This window comes from Nocardia sp. CA-151230, assembly GCF_050942175.1.
Taxonomy (GTDB): Bacteria; Actinomycetota; Actinomycetes; order Mycobacteriales; family Mycobacteriaceae; genus Nocardia.
On sequence record NZ_CP192061.1, the window covers coordinates 6,883,620 to 6,903,201 of the forward strand.

The window sequence follows — 19,582 nt, forward strand, 5'->3', positions numbered from 1 at the left end:
CGATGGAGGATGCCCCGACACCCTCGAGTCGATCTGGAGTACCACAACGCGATGGGCGCCAAAGCCATTGACCCGCAGTCGATCCGCAACGTCACCCTCCTCGGCGACCCCGCCGATACGGCCCGAGTGGCCCACCACCTGCTCCGCGGTTCCGGCACCCCCACCTCCAGCCCCGCGACCACGCTCCACTGGGCGACAGACGGCGTCGAACACACGATCCGCCTCGCCGAACTATCGACCCAGGCCCCCGTCGCAGCCCTGCAGCGCGCCATCCGAGTAGCCGACGGCGTGATCGCAGTGGTCGACGCCGCCACAAACCTCGCCCCCCGCCTCGAAACCATGCTCCGGGTAGCCGACGACCACCAGGTCGCCCGCCTCTGCCTCATCACCGGCCTCGACCACCCCGACACCGACTTCGACCGCTGCATCCGCACCATCGCCGACACCCGCGGCGCGGTCCCGCTGCCCCTGCAACTCCCCATCGGCACGGGCACCGACTTCGAGGGCGTCATCGACCTGATCTCGATCTGGGCCCTGGCACCGCTCGCCGCCGAAATCTACGGCCCCCACTGGCAACTCGCCGAACAGCAGTACCGCACCCTCGTGGCCACCGTGATCGAACCGAACGCCGATCCGAACGCCCTCGGGCTGCAACAGTTCCCGCTCGAACACCTGCATCACCGCATCCGCCACCTCACCCGCATAGGCGACATCGCCCCCATCCTCTGCAGTCCTCCCCCCGCAATCAACGACCCCACCCCTCTTCTCGACGCCATAACCCGCTACCTCCCCTCCCCCCTGACCGTCTGCCAGCCGGAACACGCCCTCGACTACTGACTTCCGTCCTCGGGGCGGCCGGCGCTCATGCGGGCACCGACTCGCCGTACTTACCAACGACTCCATCCGCGCCGACGAGTTCATCGCGGACACACTGGGCGACCTGGCCGGCGCCGGGCGCGAGACAATCGGGGCGCTCACCACCTACATCGAAGAACAGTGAGCATCGCCCGCACCGCAGACTGCCTCTACACCCACCGCAGTACGTGGTCCGCCGCCTGGCCCGAGCCGGCGAACTCCTACCCCGCCCCCTCGGAACCAATACCATCGCCGTCGGCGCAGCCCTCGACGTCCTCCGCTGGACCCGCTGACCACACCCTGCAGCGGAGATTGCCCCACGAAAGTCCTTGGCAGACATGCGTCTTCGAGAGACGACCAACAGGATTCGGCTCCGATCCCATCGTCGAGATCGAGATCGCCCATATAGCCATCGAGCGCAAACATATCGCGGGCACAGGCGCTCTGCAAATGTCCAATCGGTTGAAACCCGATTTCGCGTAAGCTGAAAGCGCACGCGCCGTACTGGTCACGCGGCCACCGGAAACTACTCGCATCGAGGTGAAAGAAACATGGCCTCCGATGTTTCGCTACAGCCCAGGTGAACAGGGCCCAGGTAATTTGTTTCGCCAGCAGACGAGAACGTCAGTAGTTTCTGGTTACATCCTGCTCGGGCCGGGCCGAACCCGGAAGCAAGAACAAAGAAGAAAGTACGATCATGCGTAGAGCAACGGCGCTCTTCGCCGCATTACTGTTGGCCATCCTCTTTTCCATTACCTACGCGACGAACCCGACGGCACGGGCCGCCGGCTGCGCCGTCGACTGGGCCATCGGAATCGGCGGCTCAGGCGACCCGTCTGTGTTCGCTCCGTACGTCGATCAGACCGTCGGGTATAACGCCGCCGATCCGATGTCGGCATTGAACGAAATCGACCGGCTCTTCTGGTCACACCGCACTGAATGTCCACGCGACCATATCCGGTTGATCGGGCACAGTGAGGGTGCCGGCATACTCCATGCCTGGGTCACCGCCCACCAGAATGTCGGCAATGCGAACGCCATCCTGCTGTCGGATCCCAAACGCGCTCCGGGACCCGGTTCGGGTGGACTGTCCTCGACTCCCGGGAATTGGCTCATCGGTTATCCACTGGCCGGCGTCGACGATTGGTTCGGCAACTTCCCGGTGCTCACCGTGTGCAACCACGACGACGAAATCTGTGACACATCGGCTGGTTGGTTGGGCTACGTGTTAGCGGGTGCACACGATCGCTACGATTTCAACGTCTGGGACTACGGCGATTGGAATGCCGGCGTCTGGTATCGGTAGTCGATAAATTGAGGTATCGAATCGGCAGCTGCATCCAGGATGCTTATGCGGAAAGAAATTCGCTATGCGGCAAATCTAACTGATTTCAGCGGCCATCGGCTCACGACGCACTCCGCGGGGGCAAGTCCAGCGCCCCGAAGGGAACAACCTGTTGCAGGGCAAGGGTTCTCAGCGACGCTGCGGGAACAGCGATCGCCTGGGAGGCTTTCGAAGGTCGGCGCAGCGGGGATCGAACCCCCGACCGCAAGTGCGGGGACCCTCGTTTCGTCAAGGTACTTCGAAACGGCTCAGAGAGAAGGACACTCGCGTGTTCGGGTAGGCGGAGGAACATATCCGTCCGGCCAGATCGTGGATGACGAGTAGCACACGGATTCCAGGTTCGCACCGGTTAGGTCTGCATCGGCCAGACCCGCGCCACTCAGGTCCGCACCTTTCAGGTGCGCCCCGGTCAAGTTCGCGCCGAACAGGCTCGTGCCGTTCAGATGCGCGCCGTACAGGTCCGCCCCGGCCAGGTTCGCACTGAACGCCAGTGCGCTGATCACGTGTGCCCCGCCTAGATCCGCGCCGGTCAGGTTCACGTGGTTCAGTTGCGCACCGTTGAGGTGCGCGCCGTTCAGATGCGCGCCCGATAGGTCTGCGTCAGTCGGGCCTGCCGCCTGTCAGATCCGCGGCGGTCAGGTTTGCGCGATCGAGCGGTGCCGTCGCCAGATCAACACCTGTGAGGCGCGAGGCTTTGAGGTCGATCGGATTGGGGCCGTCATGGCTTGTTTCGCGACGGCCGATGACCGCGACGGCGGCCTGTATATCGATCGGTAACGCCGATCCAGTATGAGTCCCAGGCTCGGGTGCGGCACACGGTGTGAGGGGCGAATGAGTTCGGACGAAGGCGGTGAGCACCTCGTACACGGTCGGATGGTCTGCGGGCGAATCGTGGGCCACGCGTTCCAAGGAGTAGATACCGCCAAGGCGTATGTCGATCGTGGTTGAACCGAGGTGCTCGATTGCTTTGCCGAACCGGTCGGCTATCTGGCCCTGCTCGGACAAAGCATATTGATTTTGGTTGGCGCGCAATGACTGGCCTGTAAACCATAGTGCAGATACGGCCGTGAACGCGGTGGCGAAAGCCGCCACCTTCACCCAGCCGTCCCAACCGATTAGCTTCGCCAAGAAATGGCCGAGTTTCTGCCGCCACCGTCGGAGTGGTGATCTGCTGGGCGGAGTTAACCGTAGTGTGCTGTATCGGCCCGCCACCTGGTGACGCAAGCGATTGGAAGAGCGGCCGCGCAGCCGGTCCGTAAAACGAGTCACCGCTCCTCCCAACCAGATTCGCCCGATCGGCATGGCGAACCATGTCGTCCGGTTCAGTTTTGGGAAAACTACCCCGATTACTTGTCGATATCACAAAGTCCCGCGGCATGGCGTTGGCACTGGCTCTCGAGCCATTATCTCTGTTGGAGGGTTCCGGTCACCTGAAGGTTTCACACCGTCGAGAACCCGCGACAGTTCAAGGGACTGCTGCACGATCAAGTGATCAGGTTCGGCTGCAAGCTAGAGGAGGCCACCCATGACTGCTTCACAACAGCCCGAGTTTCCCCCGCGCGACGGTTTCGTGGTCACCCATTTCCTCGTCGTCTCCGACCAGGACAGATCACGCGACTACTACCGGACTGTGTTCGGCGCCCAGGTTGTGCACGACCGTGACCCCGTCATCCTGCAGTTGGCCAACACCTGGCTGATCCTCAACGACGGCGGCGGTCCGACAGCGGACAAGCCGACCGTAACCCTCACTACGCCGCAGGACCCCGACACGGTCAACGCTTTCCTCAACATCCGTGTCGCCGATATCTACCGGTCGCAGCGTGAATGGGCCGCCCGAGGTGCGGTTTTTCTGACAGAGCCGGTCGACCACCCTCACGAAATCCGCGCCTACATCCGTGATCCCGACGGCCACCTCATTGAAGTTGGCCAATCGAAGGGGGCCCTAACCTGATCACCCGGCTCCTACTCCGCCGCGTACCTCGCGCGATGTAAGACGAGTGAAACGCGGATGGCTGCAATCCGAAAATACCTCTGGCCGTATGTCTTTCGAGGCGACAGCGTCGCTGAGCGCGCGCCGCGCTCTCTGAACCGCCCCGGTGAGTCCTGAGACTTATCGGGGTGGCTTGGGTCCCGTGCGAGTGCCGGTGCCGCTGATGGCTGATGATTAGCTATGCGGACTCGCTTCCAGGAGGACTTCGAGCAGCTTGCCGGGCAGTTGCGAGTGATGTGTCTGCGTGACCGCGCGGCTGTTGCCGCTGCCACGGATTCCGTGCTGAACGCCGATCTCGAGTTGGCCGAGCAAGCGATCGACATCTGCCGCGAGATCGACCTCACGCGTGATCACTGTGAGCGCGAGGCAATGCGGCTGCTGACCGTGCAAGCGCCCGTCGCCGGCGAGTTGCGGCAGGTGGTCACAGCCATTCAGCTCCTCGGCGACCTCGCCATGATGGCCACCCTGTCCGAACATATCGCTGACGTCGGCCGCCGCCGTCACCCAGCGCCGGCGGTTCCGGAATCGGTGAAGCCGGTCGTGGCCCGCATGGGCGCGGCCGCCACTGCGATGGCGACCAGCGCCGCTGCGGTGCTGGAGTCCGGTGATCCGGGCGATGCTGCACAGCTCGAGGGCCAAGACGACACCATGGATCGGTTGCATCACGACCTGCTGACCGCCGTGTGGTCCGACAACTGGACCGGCGGGATTACCGCCACGGTCGATCTGACCTCGCTCGGCCGGTATTACGAGCGATTCGCCGATCATGCCGTACAGGTCGGGCGGGGGACGGCGAACATGGTGACCGGTGGAGACGAGGATCAGAGCACGCAGCGGGTGAGTCCGGAACCGACGGCCAAGGTTTCCGCCGTTCCGGCGACCTGGTTGGCGGATGCCACGCGCACCACCGCCGACCTGTCCAGCGCGGTGGACAGCAGCGCGATCGGCGTCGACAGCTTGGACCGGATCGAAGTCGGTCGCCGCATCGATGATTTCGACCTGCTCACCGGCCTGGGCAGCGGCGCCTTCGCGCGGGTGTTCCTGGCCCGGCAGCGGTCGTTGCAGCGGCTGGTGGCAGTGAAGATCTCCGCCGATCGCGGCACCGAACCGCAGACTCTGGCCCAGCTCGATCACGACTACATCGTGAGGGTCTTCGATCAGCGGTTGCTCGACGAGGCGAGCCCGGACGAGCCCCATGCACGGCGGCTGCGGCTGCTGTACATGCAGTTCCTGCCCGGTGGCACGCTGCTGGGCGTACTGCGCTGGGTGCGGGCCACCCCGCCCGAGCAGCGCAGCGGGCGGCTGCTGCTGGCTGCGGTCGACGCGGCGATGGAGGAAAAGGGCGAGATCCGGCCCACCGATTCCAGTGTGCGCGCGGAGATCGCGGCGCTGTCGTGGCCGGAGACGGTCGCCTGGCTGGGCCGCCGGCTGGCCGAGGCGCTGGCCTACGCCGACGCACACGGGGTGCTGCATCGCGACGTCAAACCGGCCAATGTGCTGCTCACCGCGGAGGCGGTGCCGAAACTGGCCGATTTCAACATCAGTTTCAGCCGGGATCTGGCCGGCACAAACCCGGTCGCGTACTTCGGCGGTTCGCTGTCGTACATGTCGCCGGAGCAGCTGGAGGCCTGTCATCCAAGTTACGAACGCAGCGCCGACGATCTCGACACCCGCGCCGACATCTACTCCCTGGGGGTGGTGCTGTGGGAGCTGCTCACCGGAGCCAAGCCGTTCGACGACAGCACCGCAGGCAAACGCAGCGACGCCGCCACGCTGGCGGCCATGCTGCAGCGCCGCCGCGCCGGGGTGGATCCGGCGGCGTTGGAGCGCATCCCACCCGACTGCCCGACGGCCTTGCAGCGGGTCCTGCTGACCTGTCTGGCGCCCCAGCGTGACCAGCGCTGGGGCAGTGGGACGGCACTGGCTCAGCAGTTGGAGCTATGCCTGGACGAGCGGGCCCGCGATTTGGTCGACCCGCCGCCGGACAGCTGGCGGCTGCGGCTGCGGCCGTGGCTGGTGCCGTTGGTGGTGCTGGCGATGGGCGGACCGAGCCTGCTCGCATCGTTGGCCAACATCCATCACAACAAGGTGCTGATCGTCGACCGGCTGAGCCTGCCGGCGCAACACACGTTCTGGATCACCGTCGGCACGTTCAACGTGGTGGTCTTCCCGGTGGGCATCGCGACGGTGCTATATCTGTCGCGGCGTCTGCTCACGGTCCCGCCCGGCCTGCGCCGGGGACGCCGGTACGACCCGCGGGTGCTGGCCCTAGCTCGATCGGATGCCCTGCTGTTCGGCGACCGCACCGTGCTGGTGGCGTTCTCGCTGTGGAGCCTGGCGGCGATCGTATTTCCGATCGTGATGCACTTCGCGACCGGTGAGCTCACCGGACAGGCGGTCCTGCATTTACTGGTGGATCTGCTGGTCTTCGGCGCGATGGCGGTGGCGTATCCGTTCTTCCTGGTGACGTTCTACATGGTGCGCTGCATCTACCCGATGTTCCTGCGGCACGGCGACATCGGCGCGGGCGATGTGGCGCACCTGCACCGACTCGATCGCCACTGCACCCTGCTTCTGGCCGTGGCGGCGTCGGTGCCGCTGCTGGCGGTGGTGGCGGTGACGGTCCTGCCACCGGACGATATGCCGCTGGTGATCGTGGCGGTACGGGTGGTGTGCGTGGGCGCGATCGCCGCGTTCATCATCGCCTACATGCTGTTCCGGTCGATCGAGGCAGATCTGCAGGCGCTGGAACGTGTGGTGAATCCTGCCGGCGCGCAGCGGAAGCCGGATACCGCCGCCGGTCCACAATGAGTGCACAACACATCGGCTCGGACCACGGCAAGGCAGCTCCACGTCGTAGACAGCAACAATGAAGTGCCTCAACAACTCTTCCCGACGAAACCAACCCTCCCCGTCATCCCGGACAAACCGAACCAACCACGGCGGCTGACACCCCCAAGACCCGCTGCCCCACGGTTCGGTATTGACTCGGCACTGATCAGCGGGACTTCGAGGAACGCGAACAGTCGAAATTCGTTGGGGTACAGCGTTTTCCGGCACCTGAGGGTGTTTGGTGGAACCAACTCCCCGAACAGCAGGTTCGCGGTTCGAGCCCTTGGACACACCGCCGACCACGGTAGCCAGCATCGGATCAACAACAGAAACAAATGCAGCGGGCGGAGATCCGGACAACCGCTCACCAGCAATACAAGAGTGGGCGCAGAGGGGATCGAACCCCCGACCGCTGGTGTGTAAAACCAGTGCTCTACCGCTGAGCTATACGCCCCGGATGCCCGGCTTGCGCCGGGATCGGATATGCCGTCAGGACCTTGGGGTCCGCGGGCAACGGTTTATGAATCTAGTGTGGCGAGGGCTTTTTCCCAAGCGTGCTGGTCACGGGGCTCGCCGGGGCCGTTCATTTCGGCGAAGCGGACGATGCCGTCCTTGTCGACGACGAAGGTGCCGCGGTTGGGGTAGCCGGACTTCTCGTTGAAGACGCCGTAGGTCTGGGCTACGGCGCCGTGCGGCCAGAAGTCGGAGAGGAGGGGGAAGGTGTAGCCCTGTTCGGCTGCCCAGATCTTGTGGGTGGGCGGGGGGCCCACGGAGATGGCGAGGATCTCGGCGTTGTCGTTCTGGAACTTGGGGAGTTCGTCCCGGACCTTGCAGAGTTCGCCCTGACAGATACCGGTGAAGGCCAGGGGATAGAAGACGATCAGGACGTTTTTCTCGCCGCGGAAGCTCGACAGCGTGACTTCCTGATTGTTCTGGTCCTTCAGCGTGAAGTCCGGTGCGACCGAACCGACCTCGAGCGGCATACCTTCCCCTCCATCCTCATGTCCTGAGCGCAGCACCGAGCGACGCGGCGTGGAGACACGCGGAATCCACCGTTGTCACTCGGCTTACCTGAAACCTTAGTGGAGGCCTCAGCGCTGCTTGGAAGGTGTCTTGGGCTGGGTGAGTTTGGTGCCCGTCCAGGTGCCCAGGGAGACCGGGGTGGTCGCGGTGAGTCCGGCGGGGGTCGCCGACTCGCCGATTTCGCTCGGATCGACATGGCCGGGTTGACCGGTCTTGGGGGTGAGCACCCAGACGACGCCGTCGTCGGCGAGCGGGGTGATCACGTTCAGCAACTCGTCCACCAGGTCACCGTCACCCTCACGCCACCACAGCAGCACGACGTCGACCACCTCGTCGGTGTCTTCGTCGAGCAGCTCGGAACCGGTGGCTTCCTCGATCTCGGCGCGAAGCGCGTCATCGGTATCTTCGTCCCAGCCCAGTTCCTGAACCACCATGTCGTGTGAAATGCCAAGCTTCTGAGCGTAGTTCTGCGCGTCCGCCGCGGCGACCACGGTGGTGTCCTCCTCAACTCCCGACAATAGGTAGTTGCAAGCGAACATGGTAAAAGCGCCCAGCGCAAGCCGATCGGCCGAAATCGCACCCTAAATGTCGTATGTGAGACCGGTGAGATCCATTGGACAGCTCGGTTTCACACCATGTGAACGGCCCGATTCACTTGGCCGGGCAGGCGTTCCGGACCGCGGTCAGAGCATCGTTGACCTTGCGACTCGCGTCGTTCAGCGGCGCCACCGACGCGCTGGTCGTCATCTTCCGCACCTCCGCGGCCAACGACCGTGCGGCGGTCACATAATCGGTGAACTTCTGCCCCAGATCCGCCGGCAGGTCCGCACCCGACGCACCCACCTGAGTCTCGACCGTCTTAGCGGCGTCCTCGAGCCCGGACGCGGCCGCGTCGCGCTTGGCGATCTGGTCGGCCGCGTTCGCGTCGTGCGCGTCGACGAAGTCGTTGTAGTGATCGACAGCGGTCCCGGTGATCTTGCGGAACGGGTCGCAGTTGTCGGAGGTCGCCTTGGCGGTCGCCGCGGCCGCCTTCGAAGCGGCGGCGGCCGCCGAGGACGACGCGGCCGCGGCCCTGTACGACGTCACCTCAACCTGATTCACCGTCGGAGTACCCTCGACCGTGTTCGCGCACCCGGCCAGTACCAATCCCCCCGCCACCGCCGCGGACGCGCACACCAGTCCGAACCCCCGCGGGTTCAGCAGCTTCACTTGGTTCCTCCCCGATCCAGCCCGGCGGTGTTGGATGGCGTCGCTAGCGGCGCGATTCCCTGCGCAACCGTACTGGATTTCCGGCTGACATGATGACCTGGGCCGCATCATCGGCAAGGATGTGAGATGCGCCCCAGACCAATCGTTACGGGTATGCCGCCCACCAGCGGATATCCGGGGTATTGACGCCACACCAGATGTCCCACCCCATGTGTACGAGGAGCAAACGTCTTGACCGACTTGATGCACCCGACTTCGTCGAATTCCACCAATGGATCGGCACGCAAATCCCCGGCGGGAGGCCGGGTTCGAGTGATTCGCGAGGGGGTGGCGTCATACCTGCCGGACATCGACCCGGAGGAGACCAGCGAATGGCTCGACTCCTTCGACGAAATGCTCACCCGCGAGGGCCCCGGCCGCGCCCGCTACCTCATGCTGCGCCTGCTCGAACGCGCCGGTGAGCGCCATGTCGCCATCCCCGCGCTGACCTCCACCGACTACGTCAACACCATCCCCACCGAGAACGAGCCGTGGTTCCCCGGCGACGAGGAGGTGGAGCGCCGCTTCCGCGCCTACATCCGCTGGAACGCCGCGGTCATGGTGCACCGCGCCCAGCGGCCGGGAATCGGTGTGGGCGGCCACATTTCGACCTACGCGTCCTCGGCGGCGCTCTACGAGGTCGGTTTCAACCACTTCTTCCGCGGCAAGGACCACGCGGGCGGCGGCGACCAGGTGTTCATCCAGGGCCACGCCTCCCCCGGCATCTATGCCCGCGCCTTCCTCGAAGGCCGCCTCACCACGGACCAGATGGACGGCTTCCGCCAGGAGTACAGCCACGGCGGTCCGGGCCACGGCCTGTCGTCGTACCCGCACCCGCGCCTGATGCCCGACTTCTGGGAATTCCCCACGGTGTCAATGGGTCTGGGCCCGATGAACGCCATCTACCAGGCCCGCTTCAACCACTACCTGCACGACCGCGGTCTCAAGGACACCTCCGACCAGCATGTCTGGGCGTTCCTCGGCGACGGCGAGATGGACGAGCCGGAGTCGCGCGGCCTGATCCAGGTGGCCGCCAACGAGGGCCTGGACAACCTGACCTTCGTGATCAACTGCAACCTGCAGCGCCTCGATGGCCCGGTCCGCGGCAACGGCAAGATCATTCAGGAGCTGGAGTCGTTCTTCCGCGGCGCCGGCTGGAATGTCATCAAGGTGGTCTGGGGCCGCGAGTGGGATGCCCTGCTGCAGGCCGACCGCGACGGCGCGCTGGTGAACCTGATGAACAGCACGCCCGACGGCGACTACCAGACCTACAAGGCCAATGACGGCGCGTACGTGCGCGAGCACTTCTTCGGCCGCGACCCGCGCACCAAGGAACTGGTCAAGGGCCTGTCGGACGCCGAGGTCTGGAACCTCAAGCGCGGTGGCCACGACTACCGCAAGATCTACGCCGCCTACGCCGCGGCCATGGCACACAAGGGTCAGCCGACGGTCATCCTGGCCAAGACCATCAAGGGCTACGGCCTGGGCAAGCACTTCGAGGCCCGCAATGCCACGCACCAGATGAAGAAGATGACCCTCGACGATCTGAAGGCGTTCCGCGACGTGCAGCGCATTCCGATCACCGACGCCGAGCTCGAGGCCAACCCGTACCTGCCGCCGTACTACCACCCCGGCCAGGACGCGCCCGAGATCCAGTACATGATGGATCGCCGCAAGCAGCTGGGCGGTTTCGTCCCCGAGCGCCGCACGCTGGCAAAGCCGCTGCAACTCCCCGGCGACGAGGCCTACCGTTCGGTCCGCAAGGGTTCGGGCAAGCAGTCGGTGGCCACCACCATGGCGTTCGTGCGCCTGATGAAAGAGCTGTTGCGCGACAAGGAGATCGGCAAGCGCATCGTCCCGATCATCCCCGACGAGGCCCGCACGTTCGGTATGGACTCGTGGTTCCCCTCGTTGAAGATCTACAACCGCAACGGCCAGTTGTACACATCGGTCGACGCGGATTTGATGCTTGCCTACAAAGAGTCGACCATCGGCCAGATCCTGCACGAGGGCATCAACGAGGCCGGTTCCACGGCGAGCTTCACCGCGGTCGGCACTTCCTACGCCACCCACGGCGAGCCGATGATCCCGCTCTACATCTTCTATTCGATGTTCGGCTTCCAGCGCACGGGTGACGGCCTGTGGGCAGCGGCGGATCAGATGGCGCGCGGCTTCGTGCTCGGAGCTACCGCCGGGCGAACCACGTTGACCGGTGAGGGCCTGCAGCACAACGACGGTCACTCGCTGCTGCTGGCGTCCACCAACCCGGCCTGTGTCGCCTACGATCCGGCCTTCTCCTTCGAGATCGCCCACATCGTGCGCGACGGCATGCGCCGCATGTACGGCGGCGGCCCGGCCCAGGGCTATCAGGAGGCGCTGCCCGGCACCGATCCCGAATCGTGTTCGGTGCACCACGAATTCGGCGGCGAGGACATCTTCTACTACATCACCCTGTACAACGAGCCCTACGTCCAGCCGGCCGAGCCGGAGAACCTGGACGTGGCGGGTCTGCTCAAGGGCATCTACCTGTACCGGCCCGGCGGCGCCGGGGACCTGCGCGCCAATATCCTGGTCGCGGGCGTCACCATGCCCGATGGCATGCGCGCGCAGGAGATGCTGGCCCAGGAGTGGGGTGTGCAGGCCGATGTCTACTCCGTGACCTCATGGGGAGAGCTCCGCAAGGAGGCTCTCGCGAAGGAGATCGCCAAACTCCGTCACCCCGACCAGGATCCGGGCCTGCCCTACATCACCGAGGTGCTGTCCAACGCGCAGGGCCCGGTCGTCGCCGCCTCCGACTGGATGCGCGCGGTGCCCGACCAGATCCGCCAGTGGGTGCCGACCGAATACATCACCCTCGGTACGGATGGTTTCGGTTTCTCCGACACCCGCCCGGCCGCGCGGCGCGTCTTCAATGTGGATGCCGCGTCCATCGTGGTCGCCGCGCTGCAGGGTCTCGCTGCTCAGGGCCGGATTTCACCCGCCACGGTGGCCGAGGCGGCACGCCGCTACGCCATCGACGACGTGAACGCCGCGCCGAAGGCGGCACCCGGTACCGAAGGCGGCGACGCATAACCGAACATAAATACTGTGGAACGTAAACCGCCGAGGCCGCGCCGGATCAACGAAGAGGGCACCTCCTCCCACGAGGTCTATCTCCCGACCGGCGCGCTCTCCCCGAATCGGCAGACGCGCGACCCGCTTCCGGACACCCTCCTGAAACGGGTCAAGCAGTTCTCCGGTCGCCTGTCCACCGAGGCCGTGGCCTCGATGCAGGATCGGTTGCCGTTCTTCGCCAATCTGGACGCCGCCCAGCGGGCCGGCGTCCAGATGCTGGTGCAGACGGCGGTGGTGAACTTCCTGGAGTGGCTGCAGGACCCGGAGTCGGATATCCGCTTCAGTCTCGATGCCTTCCAAGTGATTCCGGACGATCTGGCGCGGCGGCTGACGCTGCGCCAGACCGTCGACATGGTCCGGGTGGCCATGGAGTTCTTCGAGCAGTGGCTGCCGGCCCTGGCGCGCAACGACCGTCAGCTGGTGGCGCTCACCGAGGCGGTGCTGCGGTACGGGCGGGAGCTCGGCTTCGCCGCCGCCTCGGTGTACGCCTCGGCCGCGGAGTCGCGCGGCGCGTGGGACACCCGATTGGAGGCCCTGGTCGTCGATGCCGTGGTGCGCGGCGACACCGGCCCGGAAATGCTCTCCCGTGCGGCCACTCTCAGTTGGGACGCGACCGCACCCGCGACGGTTCTTGTGGGCACGCCCCCCAAGGATCAGGTGGCTGTTGTCAGTTCCGTACATAGTGTGGCCGGCCGGCACGGCCGCAACGCGCTCGCCGTGGTGCAGGGTTCGCGGCTGGTGATGGTAGTCAGCGGACATCTCGGCGACCCGATGTATCCGTCGCAGTTCCTGGCGGACCTGCTCGCCGAGGCCTTCTCCGAGGGCCCGGTGGTGATCGGCCCGACCATGCGGGCGCTGTCCGCCGCGCACGTCAGCTCGGTGGAGGCGATGGCCGGCATGGAGGCCGTGGTGGGCTGGCGGGGTGCGCCACGCCCGGTGCACGCCTCCGAACTCCTGCCCGAACGCGCCCTGCTCGGCGACCGCGCGGCCATAGACGCCCTGAACGAGCACCTCGTGCTACCGTTGGCCGCCGCCAGCGCCGATCTATCGGACACGCTGGACGCGTATCTGGATTGCGGTGGAGCCGTCGAGACCTGCGCCCGCCAGCTGTTCGTTCATCCAAATACCGTGCGCTATCGACTCAAGCGAATCGCCGACATCACGGGCCGGGATCCGATGAATCCACGTGATGCCTATGTGTTACGTATCGCGGCCACAGTAGGTCGGCTGACACGAACCCGTAACGAATCACCCACTCCTGCCACTGATATGACTCCCGTCACAGATCCGAAGGATGGGGTGTAACGAGATTCGGGGATCGGGCGATCCGGACAGCCCACTTGGCCTTTTGTGGACTCCTCACAAAACTGCCAAGCAAGCTTCATTCGCGCCGACATCTCGTGAGAGCGGCCTCACAGTGTTTTCTTGAGTCGTGATCGCATTGCTCGCCCCTGGACAGGGCTCTCAGACTCCCGGCATGCTCACCCCTTGGCTCGAACTTCCCGGCGCTGCGGACCGCATCGCGCTGTGGTCGAAGGCCTCGGGGCTGGACCTGCTGCGGTTGGGCACGACTGCGACCGCCGAAGAAATCGTCGACACGGCTGTCACCCAGCCTCTCGTCGTCGCGGCCGCCCTCATGGCTTTCGCGGAAATCCCGCAGGATTCGCTTCCCGCGGATACAGTCGTCGCCGGACACTCGGTCGGCGAATTCGCCGCCGCTGCCGTCGCCGGAGTCATCTCCGCCGATGACGCGGTGGTCCTGGCCGCCATCCGCGGAGCGGAAATGGCCAAAGCTTGCGCACTCGAGCCGACCGGTATGTCCGCGGTGCTCGGTGGTGACGAAGCGGAGGTGCTCGCTCGTCTCGACGATCTCGGTCTGATTCCGGCCAACCGTAATGCGGTGGGTCAGATCGTAGCCGCGGGTAAGCTCGAGGCGCTCGAAGCCCTTGCCGCGAACCCGCCCGAAAAGGCCCGCGTCCGCGCACTTCCGGTCGCCGGCGCCTTCCACACCGCGTTCATGGCTCCTGCCCAGGACGCGGTCGCGGAGGCCATCGCCAAGATCGCGCCCAGCGCGCCGGTCCGGACCCTGCTGTCGAACTTCGACGGGCAACCGGTCAGCTCCGGCCAGGACGCGGTCGACAAGCTCGCTGCCCAGGTCACACGCCCCGTGCGCTGGGATCTGTGCACTGAAACGATCCGTGCGGCAGGGGTTTCCGCGGTGGCAGAGTTGCCGCCGGCGGGCACCCTGGTCGGCATCGCCAAGCGGGAGCTCAAGGGCACCCCGAATCTGGCGCTGAAGACCCCCTCGGACCTCCCCGCGCTCGCCGAACTCACCGCGGCAAGCTAGCTTGACTCGCGGCCCGCTCCTATCAACGGCGATGGAGCAACCGGGTCGCAAACAAATGAAAATCCACCCTCTACGGAAATAAGAAGGGAGCCACCACAGTGGCCGCTCTGACCCAGGAACAGATCGTCGAAGAGCTCGGCAAGATCATCGAAGAGGTGACCGGTATCGAGCCCTCCGAGGTGACCATCGAGAAGTCCTTCGTCGACGACCTGGACATCGACTCGCTGTCGATGGTCGAGATCGCCGTCCAGACCGAGGACAAGTACGGCGTCAAGATCCCCGATGAGGACCTGGCGAGCCTGAAGACCGTTGGCGACGCGGTGGCGTACATCCAGAAGCTCGAGGCCGAGAACTCCGACGCGGCCGCCGAGCTCAAGGCCAAGTTCGGCGCCGAGGGCGAGTAGGAACCGACACCGTGACCACTCCTTCCACCTTGAACGGGAACTTTCCCAACGTCGTCGTAACGAGCATGGCGGCGACCACGTCGATCGCCGGTGACGTCGATGCGACGTGGAAGGGCCTCCTCAATGGCGAGAGCGGCATCGACACTCTCGAGGACGACTTCATTGCGGAGTACGACCTTCCAGTTCGAATCGGCGGCCACCTGAAGGTGTCGCCGGACACGCTGCTCGATCGGGTCGAGATCCGTCGCATGGCGTACGTCGAGCGACTGGCGACCGTGCTCGGTCGCGAGGTGTGGAAGAACGCCGGCTCTCCCGAGGTCGACCCGCTACGGCTGGGTGTGGCCATCGGCACCGGTCTCGGCGGCGGCGACGCGCTGATCGATTCGGTGGACAAGCTGAAGAACGGCGGCTATCGCAAGATCTCGCCGCTGGCTGTTCAGATGGTCATGCCGAACGGCCCGTCCGCCGTCGTCGGTCTCGAGCTCAAGGCCCGGGCGGGAGTGGTCACTCCGGTCTCGGCATGCTCGTCGGGTTCGGAGGCCATCGCCAACGCGTGGCGGATGATCGTCATGGGTGACGCCGACATCATGGTCACCGGTGGCGTCGAGGGCTTCATCGATTCGGTGCCGATTGCCGCGTTCTCCATGATGCGGGCCATGTCGACCCGCAACCACGATCCGAAGGCGGCCTCGCGCCCCTTCGACAAGGATCGCGACGGCTTCGTCTTCGGCGAAGCGGGCGCGCTCATGGTCATCGAGACCGAGGAGCACGCCAAGGCTCGTGGCGCCACCATCCACGCCCGGCTGATGGGCGCGGGTATCACCTCCGACGGGTTCCACCTGGTGGCCCCCGATCCGGAGGGGAGCGGTGCGGCTCGCGCCATGCAGCGCGCGATGCAGACCGCCGGGTTGTCCCCCGAGGACGTCACCCACATCAACGCCCACGCGACTGCCACCCCCGTCGGTGACACCGCGGAGGCCAACGCGATTCACAAGGCAGGCGTCAAGCATGCCTCGGTCTACGCACCCAAGTCGGCCCTGGGCCACTCGATCGGTGCCGTCGGCGCCCTCGAGTCGGTACTCACGGTGCTCAGCATCCGGGATGGCATCGTCCCCCCGACGCTGAACCTGGACAACCAGGATCCGGCGATCGACCTGGATGTCGTGCACGGCGCGGCGCGCCAGCAGGACATCCAGTACGCGATCAACAACTCATTCGGTTTCGGTGGGCACAATGTCGCGCTCGCCTTCGGCCGGTACTGACACGGATTCACCCCGGTAAACCGGAAATCCGGCTCAGCTTTACCGGTCAGTAAGACAAGCGGTCCCGGCAGGGGTTCTCGGATGGAGATCCTGACCTGAAACCCCTGCCGGGACTTCGACATTCGCAGCCGCTCTCAGCGACCGCCTTTCCCTATGAGGAGAGTTTGCGATGACCATAATGGCCCCCGCTCACGCCGATACCACGACCGATCCCCGTGACCCGCTGGGCCGGTTGCAGCGCTTCTTCGATCCCGGAACCGTTCTCCCGCTACACCCGCGCGACAAGTCCGGCGTGCTCGCGGCCATCGGTGAGGTCGACGGCGTCCGCACGGTCGCCTACTGCTCCGACGCCACCGTGATGGGCGGCGCCATGGGCGTGGAGGGGTGCAAGCACATCGTCGACGCGATCGACACCGCCATCGATTCCAAGGTTCCCGTTGTGGGCCTGTGGCATTCGGGTGGCGCCCGGCTGGCGGAGGGCGTCGAGGCCCTGCACGCCGTCGGCCTGGTCTTCGAGGCCATGGTCCGCGCGTCCGGCCAGGTCCCCCAGATTTCCGTGGTGCTCGGCTTCGCCGCCGGCGGCGCCGCCTACGGCCCCGCGTTGACCGACATCGTCATCATGGCTCCGGAAGGCCGCGTCTTCGTGACCGGCCCGGACATCGTGAAGACGGTGACCGGTGAGAGCGTGGACATGGCGACCCTCGGTGGCCCGATCACCCACGGCAAGAAGTCCGGCGTCTGCCACATCGTCGCCGACGACGAGTCCGATGCCATGCACCGCGCCCGCCGCCTGGTGTCGATGTTCGCCGAGCAGGGCGAGTTCGATCTGGCCGCGGCCGCGCACGGCGACGTCGACCTCAAGGCCATGATGCCGGAGTCGGCCAAGCGCGCCTACGACGTCAAGCCGATCATCCACGAGCTGCTCGACAACGTCGACGGCGAGAGCACTTTCGAGGAGCTGCAGGGCGGCTACGCCCGCTCCATGGTGGTCGGTCTGGGCCGGCTCGGCGGCCGCACCGTCGGTGTGCTGGCCAACAACCCGATCCGCCTGGGCGGCTGCCTCAACTCCGAAAGTGCCGAGAAGGCTTCACGTTTCGTGCGCCTGTGCAACGCCTTCGGTATCCCGCTGATCGTCGTCACCGACGTGCCGGGCTACCTGCCGGGCGTCTCGCAGGAGTTCGAGGGCGTGGTGCGCCGCGGCGCCAAGCTGCTGCACGCCTTCGCCGAGGCCCGTGTCCCCCGCGTCACCCTGGTCACCCGCAAGATCTACGGCGGCGCCTACATCGCGATGAACGCCCGCTCGCTGGGCGCCACCGCCGTGTACGCCTGGCCGGGTTCCGAGGTCGCGGTCATGGGCGCCAAGGCCGCGGTCGGCATCCTGCACAAGAAGGCTCTCGCGGCCGCCCCGGAGGAGGAGCGCGAGGCCCTGCTGGAGCGTCTGACCGAGGAGCACGAGCGCATCGCCGGTGGCGTCCAGCGCGCCATCTCGATCGGCGTCGTGGACGAGGTCATCGAGCCCGCCAAGACCCGCTCCACCATCGCCGCCGCCCTGGCCGCCGCCCCGGCGCGGCCGCAGCACAACAAGAACATTCCGCTGTAATCGGTTACGCGGCAACGCGATAGCGGGCGGTCTTCTCGGAGACCGCCCGCTTTTCGTTGGCCGGGAACAGGTTTCGCTGTCAGGCCGGGGGGATGTTGGCGTTGTGGTGGAAGATGTTGTCGGGGTCCCAGGCGGATTTGAGGGCGACGAGGCGGGAGTACTTGTCGCCGTAGGATTCCCGGACACGGTGCTGGTCGTGGTCGACGAGGAAGTTGACGTATCCGGCGTCGGAGCGCGCGTGGGGGCGCAGGGCGGCCCAGAAGTCACGGGCCCACTCGCGTTCGGCCGGGAAGTCGGCGGGTTCGGCGCTGAGCGCGTTGATGTTGATCGCCCAGCACGGTTGGCGTGAACCGCCGAATGCGGTGTTGGCGTTGGCAATCGCGCAATAGGCACCGCGGAGGGGGAAGATCGGGACCAGGGAGTCGACCAGGCTGCGGCGCGGGAAGCGGTCCACGAGGGTGGCGAGCACCTCGTCGGTGAGCTCGTCCATGTAGAGCGACTTCTCGTAGGCGAACAGGCCCGCCGGGGAGGACTCGTCGAACATCCGCTGCAGGGCGGTGTACGGGATCGGAGTGACGAGCTCCCAGGCCGGAGTGGGAGCCACGGCCCGCAGGGGTGCGACGACCGCCTCCAGTTCCTGTGGCTCCCCGAATCCGATCACGACCACGACGAATCCGGGGCGGCCCTGGTGCTCTTCGGGCACGAAGGGCTCGGGCGGGCCGCTGACCGCCAGGATCGCGGCGCAGTAGCCGGTGGGGAGGGAAGCGATCAGATCGCGTCCGGCGGCGAGGCCGGCGACGGCGTCGGCGGGCGTCCAGCAGAGCATGGTCAGCTGCCCGATCGGCGGCAGGTCGTGCAGCGCGAAGGTGAAGGCAGTGACGATGCCGAAGTTTCCGCCGCCGCCGCGCAGCGCCCAGTACAGATCGGGATTCTCCTCCGGAGCGGCGGTCACGACACAGCCGTCGGCGGTGACCACCTCGGCGGAAGCCACACTGTCGCAGGTCAATCCGGCGCGCATGGTGAGCCAGCCCATGCCACCGCCGAGGGTCAGCCCGCCGATGCCGGTGCTACTGATGAACCCGCCCGTGACCGCGAGCGCGTGCTCGGTGGTGGCAGCGTCGACCTGCGCCCAGGTGCAGCCGCCGCCGCAGCGGGCGAGCTTGGAGACCGGGTCCACCGCGACCGAGTCCAGCGCGCGCAGGTCGATCATCATGGCGCCGTCGGCCACTGCGTGCCCCGCGTAATTGTGACCGCCGCCGCGCACCGTCAGATCCAGGTTGCCCGTGCGCGCGGCCACCACAGCGGCCGCCACTCCGGCCGGACTGGCCGGCCGGACGATCACCGCCGGCCTGCGATCGAAACATCCGTTCCAAACCTGGCGCGCCACATCGTATTCCGCGTCTCCCGGGGCGATGACCTCCCCGTCGACGCTGGTCCGCAAGCCTTCGATATCGATCCCCGCAGTGGTCATGGTCCCGCTCCTCCGATGGTTCCGCCGCCACGGCGAACCCCGGGCCATGTCCCGTGACAGCACCGGACCATCGGCCCCGCACCGTATCGAC

Annotated in this window: 16 protein-coding genes and 1 tRNA gene; 10 read left to right on the forward strand and 7 right to left on the reverse strand. The window is 66.1% G+C overall.

Annotation, left to right across the window (positions count from 1 at the left end; genetic code table 11):
- The first annotated feature begins 51 nt into the window (after window positions 1–51).
- Complete coding sequence (locus ACQP1O_RS32490) at window positions 52–837, forward strand: GTP-binding protein (RefSeq protein WP_433562193.1); 786 nt, start codon at window positions 52–54, stop codon at window positions 835–837.
- 715 nt (window positions 838–1,552) lie between these two features.
- Window positions 1,553–2,161 (forward strand): hypothetical protein, encoded by a 609-nt coding sequence (locus ACQP1O_RS32495; RefSeq protein WP_433562194.1) that lies wholly within the window; start codon window positions 1,553–1,555, stop codon window positions 2,159–2,161.
- Window positions 2,162–2,448: 287 nt separating this feature from the next.
- Here ACQP1O_RS32495 and ACQP1O_RS32500 read toward each other — a convergent pair whose 3' ends face one another.
- Complete coding sequence (locus ACQP1O_RS32500; protein WP_433562195.1) at window positions 2,449–2,703, reverse strand: pentapeptide repeat-containing protein; 255 nt, start codon at window positions 2,701–2,703, stop codon at window positions 2,449–2,451.
- 97 nt (window positions 2,704–2,800) lie between these two features.
- A complete protein-coding gene (locus ACQP1O_RS32505) occupies window positions 2,801–3,328 on the reverse strand; it encodes a hypothetical protein (RefSeq protein WP_433562196.1) in 528 nt (175 codons plus the stop codon).
- 397 nt (window positions 3,329–3,725) lie between these two features.
- Between ACQP1O_RS32505 and ACQP1O_RS32510 the strand changes: the two genes are divergently transcribed.
- On the forward strand, window positions 3,726–4,151 hold the full coding sequence (locus tag ACQP1O_RS32510; protein WP_433562197.1) for a VOC family protein: 426 nt from the start codon (window positions 3,726–3,728) through the stop codon (window positions 4,149–4,151).
- 219 nt (window positions 4,152–4,370) lie between these two features.
- Window positions 4,371–7,001 carry a protein kinase domain-containing protein gene (locus ACQP1O_RS32515; RefSeq protein ID WP_433562198.1) on the forward strand — a complete coding sequence of 877 codons (2,631 nt, stop codon included), beginning with the start codon at window positions 4,371–4,373 and terminating at the stop codon, window positions 6,999–7,001.
- 403 nt (window positions 7,002–7,404) lie between these two features.
- Here the strand turns inward: ACQP1O_RS32515 and ACQP1O_RS32520 are convergent.
- The 4 genes from ACQP1O_RS32520 to ACQP1O_RS32535 all read right to left on the reverse strand — a co-directional run bounded on the left by ACQP1O_RS32520 (window position 7,405) and on the right by ACQP1O_RS32535 (window position 9,254).
- Window positions 7,405–7,476: transfer RNA gene (locus tag ACQP1O_RS32520), tRNA-Val, on the reverse strand.
- A 64-nt stretch (window positions 7,477–7,540) separates the two neighbouring features.
- Complete coding sequence (locus ACQP1O_RS32525; RefSeq protein WP_354838203.1) at window positions 7,541–8,005, reverse strand: peroxiredoxin; 465 nt, start codon at window positions 8,003–8,005, stop codon at window positions 7,541–7,543.
- A gap of 108 nt (window positions 8,006–8,113) precedes the next feature.
- Complete coding sequence (locus ACQP1O_RS32530; RefSeq protein ID WP_354838512.1) at window positions 8,114–8,536, reverse strand: DUF3052 domain-containing protein; 423 nt, start codon at window positions 8,534–8,536, stop codon at window positions 8,114–8,116.
- Between the two features lie 160 nt (window positions 8,537–8,696).
- Entirely contained in the window at window positions 8,697–9,254 is a 558-nt protein-coding gene (locus ACQP1O_RS32535) for a hypothetical protein (RefSeq protein ID WP_433562199.1), read from the reverse strand.
- Between the two features lie 243 nt (window positions 9,255–9,497).
- On the opposite strand from ACQP1O_RS32535, the gene aceE reads away from it, so the two are divergent.
- The 6 genes from aceE (at window position 9,498) to ACQP1O_RS32565 (ending at window position 18,020) form a co-directional block, all read left to right on the forward strand.
- Window positions 9,498–12,365 (forward strand): pyruvate dehydrogenase (acetyl-transferring), homodimeric type, encoded by a 2,868-nt coding sequence (gene aceE / locus ACQP1O_RS32540; RefSeq protein WP_433567872.1) that lies wholly within the window; start codon window positions 9,498–9,500, stop codon window positions 12,363–12,365.
- Between the two features lie 45 nt (window positions 12,366–12,410).
- A complete protein-coding gene (locus ACQP1O_RS32545; protein ID WP_433567873.1) occupies window positions 12,411–13,712 on the forward strand; it encodes a PucR family transcriptional regulator in 1,302 nt (433 codons plus the stop codon).
- 127 nt (window positions 13,713–13,839) lie between these two features.
- On the forward strand, window positions 13,840–14,754 hold the full coding sequence (locus ACQP1O_RS32550) for an ACP S-malonyltransferase (protein WP_433562200.1): 915 nt from the start codon (window positions 13,840–13,842) through the stop codon (window positions 14,752–14,754).
- Window positions 14,755–14,852: 98 nt separating this feature from the next.
- Entirely contained in the window at window positions 14,853–15,158 is a 306-nt protein-coding gene (acpM, locus tag ACQP1O_RS32555) for a meromycolate extension acyl carrier protein AcpM (protein WP_033086997.1), read from the forward strand.
- Between the two features lie 11 nt (window positions 15,159–15,169).
- Window positions 15,170–16,420, forward strand: coding sequence for a KasA/KasB family beta-ketoacyl-ACP synthase (locus ACQP1O_RS32560; protein ID WP_433562201.1), 1,251 nt, complete (start codon window positions 15,170–15,172; stop codon window positions 16,418–16,420).
- Window positions 16,421–16,589: 169 nt separating this feature from the next.
- Window positions 16,590–18,020 carry an acyl-CoA carboxylase subunit beta gene (locus ACQP1O_RS32565; RefSeq protein ID WP_433562202.1) on the forward strand — a complete coding sequence of 477 codons (1,431 nt, stop codon included), beginning with the start codon at window positions 16,590–16,592 and terminating at the stop codon, window positions 18,018–18,020.
- Window positions 18,021–18,099: 79 nt separating this feature from the next.
- On the opposite strand, the gene ACQP1O_RS32570 is transcribed toward ACQP1O_RS32565, so the two are convergent.
- Entirely contained in the window at window positions 18,100–19,491 is a 1,392-nt protein-coding gene (locus ACQP1O_RS32570; protein WP_433562203.1) for an FAD-binding oxidoreductase, read from the reverse strand.
- Window positions 19,492–19,582: the final 91 nt, after the last annotated feature.